The 12,928-nt window shown below is 44.6% G+C and carries 12 protein-coding genes; 4 read left to right on the forward strand and 8 right to left on the reverse strand.

What is annotated here, in order from left to right:
- Positions 1-78: 78 nt before the first annotated feature.
- On the reverse strand, positions 79-2,214 hold the full coding sequence (gene ftsH, locus FYJ75_RS08020; protein ID WP_235907040.1) for an ATP-dependent zinc metalloprotease FtsH: 2,136 nt from the start codon (positions 2,212-2,214) through the stop codon (positions 79-81).
- 299 nt (positions 2,215-2,513) lie between these two features.
- Here ftsH and FYJ75_RS08025 point away from each other — a divergent pair, with 299 nt between their 5' ends.
- Positions 2,514-4,118 (forward strand): CTP synthase, encoded by a 1,605-nt coding sequence (locus FYJ75_RS08025; RefSeq protein WP_154429942.1) that lies wholly within the window; start codon positions 2,514-2,516, stop codon positions 4,116-4,118.
- Positions 4,119-4,183: 65 nt separating this feature from the next.
- On the opposite strand, the gene FYJ75_RS14310 is transcribed toward FYJ75_RS08025, so the two are convergent.
- From FYJ75_RS14310 to FYJ75_RS08055, 7 genes are all read right to left on the reverse strand, one after another.
- The gene (locus FYJ75_RS14310) at positions 4,184-4,360 is read right to left on the reverse strand and encodes a DUF6472 family protein (RefSeq protein ID WP_195838971.1); all 177 of its coding nucleotides are present in this window, start codon (positions 4,358-4,360) and stop codon (positions 4,184-4,186) included.
- 11 nt (positions 4,361-4,371) lie between these two features.
- On the reverse strand, positions 4,372-4,548 hold the full coding sequence (locus FYJ75_RS08030; RefSeq protein ID WP_154429943.1) for a DUF4250 domain-containing protein: 177 nt from the start codon (positions 4,546-4,548) through the stop codon (positions 4,372-4,374).
- Between the two features lie 48 nt (positions 4,549-4,596).
- Positions 4,597-6,132, reverse strand: a complete 1,536-nt coding sequence (locus FYJ75_RS08035) for a cellulase family glycosylhydrolase (RefSeq protein ID WP_154429944.1) — start codon at positions 6,130-6,132, stop codon at positions 4,597-4,599.
- The gene (locus FYJ75_RS08040; protein ID WP_154429945.1) at positions 6,129-6,695 is read right to left on the reverse strand and encodes a M48 family metallopeptidase; all 567 of its coding nucleotides are present in this window, start codon (positions 6,693-6,695) and stop codon (positions 6,129-6,131) included. Before FYJ75_RS08040 ends, FYJ75_RS08035 begins: the two co-directional genes overlap by 4 nt.
- 72 nt (positions 6,696-6,767) lie before the next feature.
- Positions 6,768-7,805: a lysylphosphatidylglycerol synthase transmembrane domain-containing protein gene (locus FYJ75_RS08045; RefSeq protein WP_154429946.1), complete on the reverse strand. Its 1,038-nt coding sequence runs from the start codon at positions 7,803-7,805 to the stop codon at positions 6,768-6,770.
- Complete coding sequence (locus FYJ75_RS08050; RefSeq protein WP_154429947.1) at positions 7,795-8,406, reverse strand: hypothetical protein; 612 nt, start codon at positions 8,404-8,406, stop codon at positions 7,795-7,797. Before FYJ75_RS08050 ends, FYJ75_RS08045 begins: the two co-directional genes overlap by 11 nt.
- On the reverse strand, positions 8,378-9,442 hold the full coding sequence (locus tag FYJ75_RS08055) for a glycosyltransferase family 2 protein (RefSeq protein ID WP_235907041.1): 1,065 nt from the start codon (positions 9,440-9,442) through the stop codon (positions 8,378-8,380). The genes FYJ75_RS08050 and FYJ75_RS08055 overlap by 29 nt, the downstream gene beginning before the upstream one ends.
- A 343-nt stretch (positions 9,443-9,785) precedes the next feature.
- Here FYJ75_RS08055 and FYJ75_RS08060 point away from each other — a divergent pair, with 343 nt between their 5' ends.
- From FYJ75_RS08060 to FYJ75_RS08070, 3 genes are read left to right on the forward strand one after another with little or no spacing between them, the layout of a single operon-like run.
- Positions 9,786-11,261: an NAD(P)/FAD-dependent oxidoreductase gene (locus FYJ75_RS08060; RefSeq protein ID WP_154429948.1), complete on the forward strand. Its 1,476-nt coding sequence runs from the start codon at positions 9,786-9,788 to the stop codon at positions 11,259-11,261.
- A gap of 13 nt (positions 11,262-11,274) precedes the next feature.
- Positions 11,275-12,537 (forward strand): NAD(P)/FAD-dependent oxidoreductase, encoded by a 1,263-nt coding sequence (locus FYJ75_RS08065; protein ID WP_154429949.1) that lies wholly within the window; start codon positions 11,275-11,277, stop codon positions 12,535-12,537.
- Between the two features lie 2 nt (positions 12,538-12,539).
- A complete protein-coding gene (locus FYJ75_RS08070; RefSeq protein ID WP_154429950.1) occupies positions 12,540-12,911 on the forward strand; it encodes a DUF1667 domain-containing protein in 372 nt (123 codons plus the stop codon).
- The last annotated feature ends 17 nt before the right edge of the window (positions 12,912-12,928 follow it).

Here is a 12,928-nt window from a genome sequence, read left to right on the forward strand (position 1 = left end):
GTCTTTGTTTCCTCTTTTAACGTAAGACAGGAACGCCAAGGCGTTCCTGCTTTTCATATCATAAAATTCTTTCTGTCTCTAATCTTCAAACATGTCTTCGTTCGGCGCAACATACGGATTTCCTGCATTGTCAGGTCCTTTCTCATTCTGCCCGTCTGCCCCGTTATTCTCTGTTTTTGGCTTCACCAGATTCTTATCCGCTGCCGGTGATACCGTGTGCTGTGTTTCAACCTTATCATCCGGGTTCAATCCGCCGCTCTTATGGCTGCTGTCCTCTTCCGGTTCCGGAATTCCTTTCATCTCGCGGAAAATCTTCATGAACTCTTTACCTGTAATGGTCTCCTTCTCATAAAGATATTCGGAAATGTGATCCAGAACATCACGGTTCTCTTTTAACATCTCATATGCTTCATCGTATGCATGATTGATGATGGATAATACTTCTTTATCGATCTGTCCTGCGGTATCTTCTCCACAGATGAGTCCAGCTCTGCCATCCAGATACTGATTCTCTACTGTTGCAAGACACATCATACCAAATCTGTCTGACATACCATACATGGTAACCATCGCTCTTGCAATCTTTGTTGCGTTCTCAATATCATTGGATGCGCCGCTTGTTGCAGAATCAAACACAAGCATCTCTGCGGCACGTCCTGCCATAAAGGTTGTAATCTTGGCAAGAAGTTCATCCTTGGTCTCAAGGTATTTTTCTTCTTCCGGTGTCTGTAAGGTATAACCAAGTGCTCCCATAGTTCTTGGAACAATCGTAATCTTCTGAACCGGCTCTGTATTCTTCTGTAAAGCAGACACCAGAGCATGTCCAACCTCATGATAAGACACGATCTTACGTTCCTTATCACTCATAACACGGTCTTTTTTCTCTTTACCACCGACTGCTACAAGTTCAAATGCCTCAAACAGGTCGGACTGGTTTACAAATTTTCTTCCATTTTTCACTGCATTGATTGCCGCTTCGTTGATCATATTGGCAAGATCCGATCCGACAAGTCCTGCTGTTGCAAGTGCAAGTGCATCCAGATCAACTGTCTCATCCATCATAACATCCTTGGAATGCACTTTCAGTGTCTCAAGACGGCCCTTCAGATCCGGTTTGTCTACGATGATTCGTCTGTCAAAACGTCCCGGACGAAGCAATGCCTTGTCCAAAACTTCCGGACGGTTTGTTGCTGCAAGAATCAGAATTCCTTTGGATGCATCAAAACCATCCATCTCTGCAAGCAGCTGGTTCAGCGTCTGCTCACGCTCATCATTTCCACCACCGTAACGGCTGTCACGGCTCTTACCGATCGCATCGATCTCATCGATAAAGATGATACAAGGAGCCATCTTCTGAGCTTCTTTGAAAAGATCTCTGACACGGGAAGCTCCGACACCGACAAACATCTCTACGAAGTCAGATCCAGCGAGAGAGAAAAACGGTACATTTGCCTCTCCTGCAACTGCTTTTGCAAGAAGTGTTTTACCGGTTCCAGGAGGTCCTACAAGAAGAGCACCTTTTGGAAGTTTGGCACCGATATCACGGTATTTTGCCGGATTGTGTAAGAAATCAACAACCTCCTGCAGGGATTCCTTCGCCTCGTCCTGACCTGCGACATCTTTGAATGTAACGCCTGTGGATTTCTCAACATACACCTTTGCGGTTGTTTTGCCAACGCCCATTGCACCGCCGCCCATGCGTTTCATTAAGAAACCGAACAGAATCCAGATCAGTACAAGCGGAATTAAAAAGCTTAAAATATTAATCAGCCATGCGGATGTATTATCCGGAACCTTTGCCGAAATCTCGATTGGATCTCCATCCGAGGTCTTGGCTTCTTTCAGTTCCGAAATCAGATCCGGATCATCCACACGTCCTGTATAATAGGTCACTTCAAACTGGCTTTTATCTTTGACCAGTGTATAATCAATCTCATAGGTACTGTATTCTACCGTCTTGACATTCTTATCTTCCAGCTGGGAAAGGAACTCCGTATACGTGGTCTCCTTTGAACTCATCTGTGAAAAATGATTGCTGAACAGTGAGAAAATAAAAAGTGCTACAAGTGTGACCATGATAAAACTCATGATCATCTGGCCATTGTGGTTGTTCTTCTTATTGTTGTTGTCATTACCACCATTGCCACCGCTGCCATTTCCATTATTATTCCCGTTGTTCCCGTAATTATAATTATTAGGTCCTTGGTTCTCCATAAATCCTCCATATCTAAACAGACCACATAAAATGGATCTGATCTATCCGTAATGTATAACATCATTATTATATGTAAAAAATAGGGTAAAAGCAACACATTGTTCGTGAAGTTTTCGTTTCCTTTCTAAATTCTTTATAAAATTTTTGTCGTTTTTTTGCAGAAAGGTGTAGCATATTTTTGTTTGAGGCTGTATAATACATTAGTTATTAATTTGAAGCAGTCTGTTCTTTTTCAGGGAAAGGCAGATTTTTATTACATTTTGAATCATTACACATTTTTTAGAGGAGGATTAACCCTATGCCTGTAAAATACGTCTTTGTCACTGGTGGTGTTGTTTCCGGACTTGGAAAGGGAATCACAGCTGCATCCCTCGGCCGCCTTTTAAAAGCACGCGGCTACAAGGTAACCATGCAGAAGTTTGACCCATACATCAACATTGACCCAGGAACCATGAACCCAATCCAGCACGGTGAGGTATTCGTTACCGATGATGGAGCTGAAACCGACCTTGACCTTGGTCACTATGAACGTTTTATCGACGAAAGCCTGACAAAAAATTCGAATGTAACCACTGGTAAAGTATACTGGTCCGTTCTCCAGAAAGAGCGTCGTGGTGATTTCGGCGGAGGTACTGTACAGGTTATCCCACACATTACAAACGAGATTAAGAGCCGCTTCTACCGTGATTTTACATCCAAAGAGACTACCATTGCGATCATCGAGGTCGGTGGTACTGTCGGAGATATCGAATCCCAGCCTTTCTTAGAGGCAATCCGTCAGTTCCAGCACGAAGTCGGACGTGAGAATGCCATTCTCTGCCACGTAACTTTAATCCCATACTTAAGCGCTTCCGGTGAATTAAAAACCAAACCTACACAGGCCAGCGTAAAAGAGCTTCAGGGAATGGGAATCCAGCCTGATATCATTGTGTGCCGTTCCGAGCATGAACTGGATCAGGGACTGAAAGACAAGATCGCATTATTCTGTAACGTTCCGGAAAGTCATGTACTCCAGAACCTTGACGTTGAATATTTATATGAAGCTCCTCTTGCAATGGAAAAAGAAAATCTTGCAAAAGTTGCCTGTGAATGTCTGAATCTGGATTGTCCGGAACCGGATCTTACAGAGTGGAAGAACATGGTTGAAAACCTTCGTCATCCGGATAAAGTTGTTAAGATCGCATTAGTCGGAAAATATATCGCTCTTCACGATGCTTATATTTCCGTTGTTGAAGCATTAAAACACGGTGGAATCCCGGAACATGCAACAATTGATATCCACTGGGTAGATTCTGAGCTCTTAAATGATGAAAATGCCGGAGAGATCTTAGGCGATATGCAGGGAATCATCGTTCCTGGCGGTTTTGGTAACCGTGGTGTTGAGGGAATGATCTCTGCTGCAAAGTATGCGCGTGAGAACAACATTCCATACCTTGGAATCTGTCTCGGAATGCAGGTTGCCATCATCGAATATGCACGCCACGTATGCAAACTCCATGATGCACACAGTATCGAGCTCGATCCAAACACAACACATCCGGTCATCGCTTTAATGCCGGATCAGAACGGTGTAGAAGACCTTGGTGGAACCTTAAGACTTGGTTCTTATCCATGTGTTCTGGATAAAACATCCAAAGCTTATGAAGTATACGGAACCGAAAACATTGCAGAAAGACATCGTCATCGTTACGAAGTAAACAATGACTTCCGTAACATCCTGACCGAAAACGGCATGAAACTCTGTGGTACTTCCCCAGACGGACGTATCGTTGAGATGGTTGAGCTTCCAGATCATCCTTGGTTCATCGCAACCCAGGCTCATCCGGAATTAAAATCCCGTCCAAACCGTCCACATCCACTGTTCCACGGATTCATCCAAGCTGCAACAAAAGTCCAGAAATAAAAATCAAGGGCATAGGAAAAACAAAAACTGTTTTTCCTATGCCCTTTTCTTATTCCTTGTTTATGCTACATCTGATGGCGCACCACCTGGTATTCATCTCCCGATTTATAATATGGGCAGCTTTTATAACTACTCTGCATAAATCTTGCCATATCATCCTCATCCATATTTACCGAGCAGTAATAACATTCATCCTCTTCATCGTACTCGTTATATGCACAGAAATCACAATTTGTCTGCATGTTCTTTCCTCCTAAACAAATTTATTTTGTGCGGGATCATAGGTGTAGTTTATCGCTGCAAGCTTATCTTTGATCTCATTCTCCTCGACCATATATGCTTTTGCGAATTCCCCCAGAGAAGGATAATTGTCGCGAAGCTGGGTATTTACAAAACTGAGTAACATTACTGGATCTTTTGGTATATTCATATCTTTTCCTCTTTTCTGCTATTTTACTGTCCAAACCAAAACGGTCCGCTATTCCCACGTAACCGTAGTCTCAACTACCTTTGGAATCGCAGCCGATTCCACGATAAATCCTACATTATCAATGGATTTTCCGGAAGCAACTGCATTGTTATAGTCCTCCGGAGTGATCGTAATCGTATCATCTGAGATCGCGTATTTTCCACACCAGCTGTTCTGCAGACTGACTTTCTGGTCAAACCGGATGGTAAGTGTCCATGAAGTGCTTGTCTTCTCTTTTGGATTCGTCAGCACCACTCCATACTGTGTGCAGGAAGCCGATCCATTATCCCAGTTATTTACCTGCTCCACCTTTGCATCGGAATCTTCGCTTACCGTTCCATCAGCATCATTTTTCTCCGAATCTGAAGGCTCTGTTGTTTCCTGGGATTCCTTTGAATCCGTGTGTTCTGCATTCTGAGCGGATGCCCGTCTTCCAACAATGCCTCCGATGTGTTCCTTCATCCACGTTCCGCTCTCTGACAGATCTTCGTCTTTCCAGTCTGTTGTCTTTGTGCAGCTGCTGTCGATCAAAGCACTGGTCTCATCCTTATTAGATAAGTTCCACTGAACGCAGCTGATCTGATGATCATTCATCCAGTCCATCCATCGGTCGGCCTCGTCAAGATCATTCGCTCCATTTCCGGATGCATCACAAAGTCCAAACTCACTGACAAAGATTGGAATTCCTGCTTTCATCGCCTGATCGGCCCGGTTCCGCAGCTCCTCTTTATGCGTTCCTGCATAAAAATGTAAAGCATACATGATATTGTCCTGATCTGTAATAGGATCTGCTGCCGCCTGATCTACGTCCTGACACCAGGTCGGAGTTCCCACAATGATGACTGCATCGGAATCATTCTCACGTATCACAGGAATGATCGTCTCCGCATAGCTTTTCACATCAGACCACTGCGTTCCGCCATTTGGCTCATTGCAGATCTCATAAAGCACATTCTCATAATCCTTGTACTTTTCTGATATCTTTGCAAAAAAATCCTTTGCACGGCCAATATAGGTATTCGGATTACCATCCTCGAGAATATGCCAGTCAATGATCACATACATGTCATTTTCAGCCGCGGCTTTAACACCAATATCGATCAGATCCTCCATATACTGTCTGGATCCATCCTCCGAAACACAATATCCACCGGAGCCCGTTGTATACAGTGCAAGGCGGATCACATTGATGCCCCATTTCTGATGCATATATGCAACCGCCTGTTCATTCACATATTCCGGATACCATGCAAGACCATGTGTACTCACTCCGCGAAGCTGCACCGGATTCCCGTCAGCATCCATAAGCTTTGTCCCGTTCACCTGCAAAGGTCCGTAATATCCGCTGTCTGTCCGAACTGCCTCAGCTTCCTGCGTACTTTCTTCTGTCCCAGGTGTCTCTGTGCTCTCCGTGTCCCGGTCCAGATATGCCTGTTTATCTCCGCTTTTCTCACCGACTCTCGAAAATTCTTCTCCCTGTAAGAAAAGGACTCCGGCAAACACCAGGATTACTGCCAGCACCGCCCAAAAGAATTTATGCTTCATACTGAATACCCCTTTAATTTTTTCCTGCGAAGTTTTGCATCGGGCAGATAAGTTTCCATTGTCCTCCAGAATCGTTCATTGTGGCTTGGCTCAATCAGATGCGACAGTTCATGTACGACTACGTATTCCAGACATTCGTACGGAACGTGTGCAAGTGCAAGGTTAAACGTCATATGATGGGTTCTCACATTGCAGGATCCCCATCTTGTCTTCATCTGACGAATCTTAAATCCTCCCGGAATCACGCCCATCTGTGGCGCCCACAGATTTAAAAGCTTCTGGATCTCTTCTTTCAGATACACCCACGCTTTCCACGCCTCTTCCTTTGTCATCTCCGGTCTTTCTTCGGATCTTTCCTGCCAGCGCCGCTTTGCATCCTCAATCCATTCCCTTCGATCCCGGATAAAATGCACAATGTCCCGTTCTCTCATGGAAAACGGAGCACTTACCAGTACGGTATCAGATTCTCCTTTATATCGGAGATACATATTCTTAATGTCTTTTTGGATCAGCTGTACCTGTAGTCCATCTACCTCAAAAAGCTGTGTCCGATTCTGTTTCATTGCAATCCCTCAGCCTGTTTCTTATCTCTCCTTTCCATTATACTAAGATTTCTTTAAATATTCCACATGCATTTATGAAGCATAAACTTTTTTCTTTCTTTTTCCATTTCTCCAGCTCACGATTGCGATAACCATGGAAATAATAAGCAGCAGATAGAAATTCTCCGCGCGGCTTACAAGCATGGAAGGAAGCAGCCATCCTCCTGTAAATACCCCGGAAAATACTGCCTGATACATCAGTTCCGTAATTCCCTGTGCTCCCGGTATCGGCAGCATATCTACTGCAATATAAACACTGGCCTGTAATAAAATAACCGTCATCGGAGCTGCCCCGTGCAGTCCAAATCCCAGATAGATCATATAAGTCAGCACAAATAATGTACTGCGCTGTACAAAAGTGAGAAGTACAACAATACCAATCTTGAGCGGATTTTCCCTCAAAAAATCCACTGCATTCTGATAACTCTGGATAAATCCCTCTATGCTGTCCATTCTGTGTGCATCCGCTTTCCAGATTCCAAGACGGACAAGAAGATGTTCCACTCCCTGCATCAGTCTGCGGATTACCCCCGGACAGATCATCACTGCCCAGATCAGAAGAACCAGCAGCGTATTCAGTCCGATTCCAATCAAAAACAGATAGTAGTATTTTCCAAGATGTTCATGCAGCGGTGCACTCCAGCCAAGAAGGATGCCAGCTCCGACCAGAACAAGCACCAGTTTATAAATAAGCGCTACTGTCATCAGAACAACCGTGCTGTCCGATGCACGATTCCCGTCTTTTTGCATATAATACAGCTGCATTGGCTGTCCGCCGGTGGCGGATGGTGTAATCCCGGAATAGAAAAATCCAATAAACGAGTAACCAATACATTGAAACAGACCGCTTTTTCCATGTAAACCATGAAGTAAAAACCAGATCATAGTTCCTTCCAGACTCACAAATGCGATTCCAAGCAAAAAAGCAAACAGTCCGTACACCGGCTTCATCTGCCTTAATGCACCAAGGATCTGCATTGGATTCTGCTTATAAAAGATGGCATACAGGGTAAGTCCCATGATTCCAAGAAAAAATAAAATCTCCAGCACCCGCTTTGCCTTAGTACTCATATCTTACAACTCCATTCTCCGCATACGCTGCCTCCGTATCCCGTACCAGTTCACGTAATGCACCTTCGAAAATGATCTCTTTATCCGGATATTCCATAAAATCCCTCGGTGTCACAAGTGAAAAATGCTTATCAAAATGCACCACACCTGCTGATGTCAGAAGTCTTGCCAGATAGGAGGAACAGGTATAATGATTTTCCTGGTAAAACGGAATGTTGCACAGTAAAAAAGGAAGTCCAAGCACGGTATAATGATACTGATAACGCTCTTTCATGCACAGTTCCAACGTGTTTTTGATGTAATCTTTCTGTTCCTCTGTACATGCGATCCTGCAGACCATATAATCCGCATTCGGAAAAACACGAAGAATCCTGCTCTTCTCTTCTTTTTCAAATCCTGCAAGAATCGGGATCGCCGGATTACGCCGTCCAACGCTGTATGCTTCGTCCAGTCCTGCATCGAGTCCAAGTACAACATGCACATATTTCTGTTTGATCACATGACGGATGATGGATGCGAAAAACCCCGGTGTGTCCACAAACCCCACATAAATGTATGTCTGTTTTTCTTTTTTACTGGAATTTATAGATTCTGTTTGCAAGACGATATCCTCCAATCGTAAGTTTTCCTCCCACTTTTCCAGGGAGATACGTCAGCCCGCTGAGTGTACGATATTTGAGCTGGTAATATAAAGCCGCATTCCGTTTCCGAATATCCTGCCACAGCTGTTTTCGCTTCTGATATGCCTCAGGCGTATTGATGAGCAGCAGATGGATGGATGAAATTGCCATCATGATTGAAATATTTCTTCTCATATAAACTGCAAGTTTTGGGTGCTTTTTCGCCACTTCATCCAAATTGGCACATTGTGATACCAGTCGGGTTACATAAATCTGCTGGTCGATCCGTTTCATCAGAACCTTTTCGTTTACAGACTGATCTTCTCTTCCAAGATAATAATGGTACAGATCCACATCCATATAATAAATATGCTCGACCAGAGGTAATGGCTGATAAGAAAACAGATTATCCACATAAAACGTATGCTCCGGCAAATGGATATCCGCTCTTCTCAAAACATCCGTGCGGAATACCAGTGCATGCATGACAAGATACTGGGAAGGATGAAAATGTCCGATCGTATTCCATCCACAGAGCTGCTCGGCTGGAAATACGTTGCGGTAAGCCATCTGCTGTGTAATGCCTTCATCCAGATGGTCATAAATATAATTGCAGACAAACAGATCCGGAATCGTTGCATAGGAATCCTTCTTTTTCATGTCTGTAAATTTCTCGATATTGCCAAGCAGATGGTCAAATGCCTCATCATCCAGCCAGTCATCGGAATCCACGACTTTAAAATATGTTCCTGTTGCAGCCGCAAGTCCTGCATTCACTCCTGATCCATGTCCTCCGTTTTCTTTATGGATAACCTTTACGATATTGTGATAGATCTGTGCATAATTATCTGCAATCTCACCTGTCCGGTCTGTAGACCCGTCGTCCACAATGATCACCTCCACCTGATCTCCCCCTTCAACTAAAGAGTCCAGGCATCTGCACATATAATCTTCCGAATTCCAGCATGGGACAACAATCGTCAGTAATTTTTCATTCATAGGATTCATCTCATTCATTTATTTTCTCATCCTCCTCATTCGTCAATCTTTTTCCTTATTCGCCTTTTTCCACTATATTAACAGACAAAAGTAAAGAAACTGTCACATTCTTCTTAACTTCACCTTAATAAATAACGTGAAAACTCTTAATTTATCTTCAGAATTTTTAAAAAAGTTAAAATCTGCAGCCTGGATTACACAAATTTTACTTGACGAAACCGTATTCCCACTCCTATAATAAAGATAAATAAAGAATGTATTACCAAGAGACATGAGCAAGGTAAAGCAGACGAATTTCGATTCGTTTTGTTTTCCTTGCTCTTTTTGCATTTCAGGAATCATAGAAAAGGAGAGATATGATATGTATGATGTAGCTATTATCGGTGCAGGCGTAATAGGAAGCGCAATTGCACGTGAATTATCCAGATATCAGATCCATGCATGTGTGATTGAACGGGAGGAAGATGTATGCTGTGGCACCTCCAAAGCCAACAGTGCCATTATCCACGCTGGATTCGACGCAACCCCGGGTACATTAAAAGCCAGATTAAATGTTCGCGGAAACGAAATGATGGACACCATCGCAAAGGAGCTGGATGTGCCATTTACCAGAAATGGTTCCCTTGTCGTCTGTACAAAAGATCAGGATCGCTCCGGTCTGGATAAACTCATGGAAAAAGGAAGTGCCAACCATGTCCCTGGACTTCGGATTCTTGAGCGTGAAGAGCTGATCAAGATGGAACCAAATCTTTCGGATGATGTTACCTGTGCGCTGTATGCACCAACCGGTGGAATCGTATGCCCTTTCCATCTGACCATGGCATTTGCGGAAAATGCATATGACAACGGCGTTTCTTTTTATCTGAACACCGAGGTAACGGGCATTACCCGTTCCGAAAACGGTTACTGCATCAAAGTAAACCGAAAAGAAGGTGTATGCTCCGGAACTCCACTTGATCCGGGCACGCATACGATTGAGACCAAAGCGGTTGTTAATGCTGCCGGTGTCTACAGTGATGTTATGAATAACATGGTAAGCGGTCAGAAGCTTTCCATCACCGCAAGAAAAGGCGAATACATGCTCCTCGATAAAAGTGCCGGTGCCCATGTAAGCCATACCGTATTCCAGCTGCCTGGCAAAATGGGAAAAGGTGTTCTCGTCACACCTACCGTACACGGCAATCTTCTTGTCGGACCAACCGCAACAGATATTGACAATAAAGAAGGCGTCAATACAACAGCAGACGGTCTGGATTACCTTGGGAAAACCGCCGCACTCAGTGTAAAAGACCTTCCGCTGCGTCAGGTGATTACTTCCTTTTCCGGTCTTCGTGCACACGAAACCCAGAATGACTTCATCATCGGAGAGCTTGCGGATGCACCAGGATTTTTCAATGCAGCAGGCATCGAATCCCCTGGGCTTTCCTCCGCTCCTGCAATTGGAGAAATGGTTGCCGGTATGATCGCTGAAAAATACGCTCTGGAGAAAAACCCTGATTTTTGCGCAACACGAAAAGGCATCCTGCGACCGGAAACCTTATCTCTTGAAGAACGCAATGCCCTGATCCGGAAACAGCCTGCATACGGAAATATCATCTGCCGCTGTGAAATGATCACAGAGGGCGAGATTATAGACGCAATCCACCGTTCTCTCGGTGCCCGCTCCCTGGATGCCGTAAAACGCCGTACACGCGCCGGAATGGGACGCTGTCAGGCTGGTTTCTGTTCTCCACGAACCATGGAGATTCTGGAACGCGAAGTACCTATGAGTATGTTTGAGATTACCAAAAACGGTGGTAAATCCAAATTCGTTGTTGGACAAAACAAAGAAATTTAAGGAGGGCACATCAATGAAAGCATATGATTTAGTAATCGTCGGCGGCGGTCCTGCCGGACTTGCTGCAGCCGTATCTGCAAGAGATCATGGAATCGAAAGTATTTTGATCATAGAAAGAGATAAAGAACTTGGTGGAATCTTAAACCAGTGCATCCACAACGGTTTTGGACTTCACACCTTTAAAGAAGAGCTTACCGGACCGGAATACGCAGCACGTTTTGCCGATCAGGTCCGCGAACGCCAGATTGAGTACAAACTGAATACGATGGTCATGGATATCTCACAGGATAAAAAAGTAACTGCCATGAACCGCGAAGACGGTATGTTTGAAATACAGGCAAAAGCAATCATTCTTGCCATGGGCTGCCGTGAAAGAAGCCGCGGAGCATTAAACATTCCGGGGTATCGTCCCGCCGGTATCTACTCTGCTGGAACTGCACAGCGCCTGGTCAACATGGAAGGCTATATGCCTGGAAAAGAAGTTGTCATTCTCGGCTCCGGTGACATTGGCCTCATCATGGCACGCCGCATGACCTTAGAAGGTGCCAAAGTCAAGGTTGTCGCTGAACTGATGCCGTACTCCGGCGGTCTGAAGCGCAATATCGTGCAATGTCTGAATGATTTTGATATTCCTCTGAAGTTAAGCCATACAGTTGTCGACATTGAGGGAAAAGAACGTGTGGAAGCGGTAACCATCGCCGAAGTTGGACCTGACCGCAAGCCGATCCCTGGAACCGAGATCCGTTACACCTGTGACACACTGCTGCTCTCCTGCGGACTTCTTCCGGAAAACGAATTAAGCCGTTCCGCAGGCGTCGAGCTCAGTCCGGTCACATCCGGTCCAATCGTAAATGACAGCCTTGAAACCAGTATCGATGGTGTATTTGCCTGTGGAAATGTACTTCATGTACACGATCTTGTCGATTATGTATCCCAGGAAGCCACTACAGCCGGAAAGAATGCGGCTTCCTATATCCAGCATGGCAAAACAAAAGATGCCAAAATCGTGGAGATCATTCCGGAAGGCGGTGTACGCTACACCGTACCGAAGTTTGTCCGTCCAACCGAGATGGAAGACAAACTGACCGTCCGTTTCCGCGTCGGAGCAGTCTACAAGAATTGTGCAATTGCAACCTATTACGATGGCACACTGATCAATAAACGGAAACGTCCTGTCATGGCTCCAGGTGAAATGGAGCAGGTCATTCTGGACAAATCCAAACTGGCTGAGTTCCCGGATCTTTCAAAGATCACGGTAAGAATCGAGGAGGCATAGCTATGAGTGAAATCAGAGATCTTACATGTATCGGCTGCCCTTTGGGATGCAGCATTCAGGTAACCTTAGAAAACAAAGAAGTAAAAGAAGTCAGGGGGAATACCTGCCCACGCGGTGATGCCTATGCAAGAAAAGAAGTTACCAATCCAACCCGTATCGTCACATCTACCGTCCGGGTCAGCGGTGGAAAATCGATCATGGTCTCCTGTAAAACAGCAGAAGATGTTCCAAAAAATAAAATTTTCGATGTGACCGCAGCGCTCAAAGATATTACCGTAAATGCCCCAGTCCATATCGGAGATATCCTTGTCCCGGATGTTGCTCATACCGGTGTTTCCATTATTGCAACAAAAAATGTGGAAAAAGCGGATTAAAACATAATTTCCCATGA

The sequence above is a fragment of the Roseburia porci genome (assembly GCF_009695765.1).
Lineage (GTDB): Bacteria > Bacillota > Clostridia > Lachnospirales > Lachnospiraceae > Roseburia > Roseburia porci.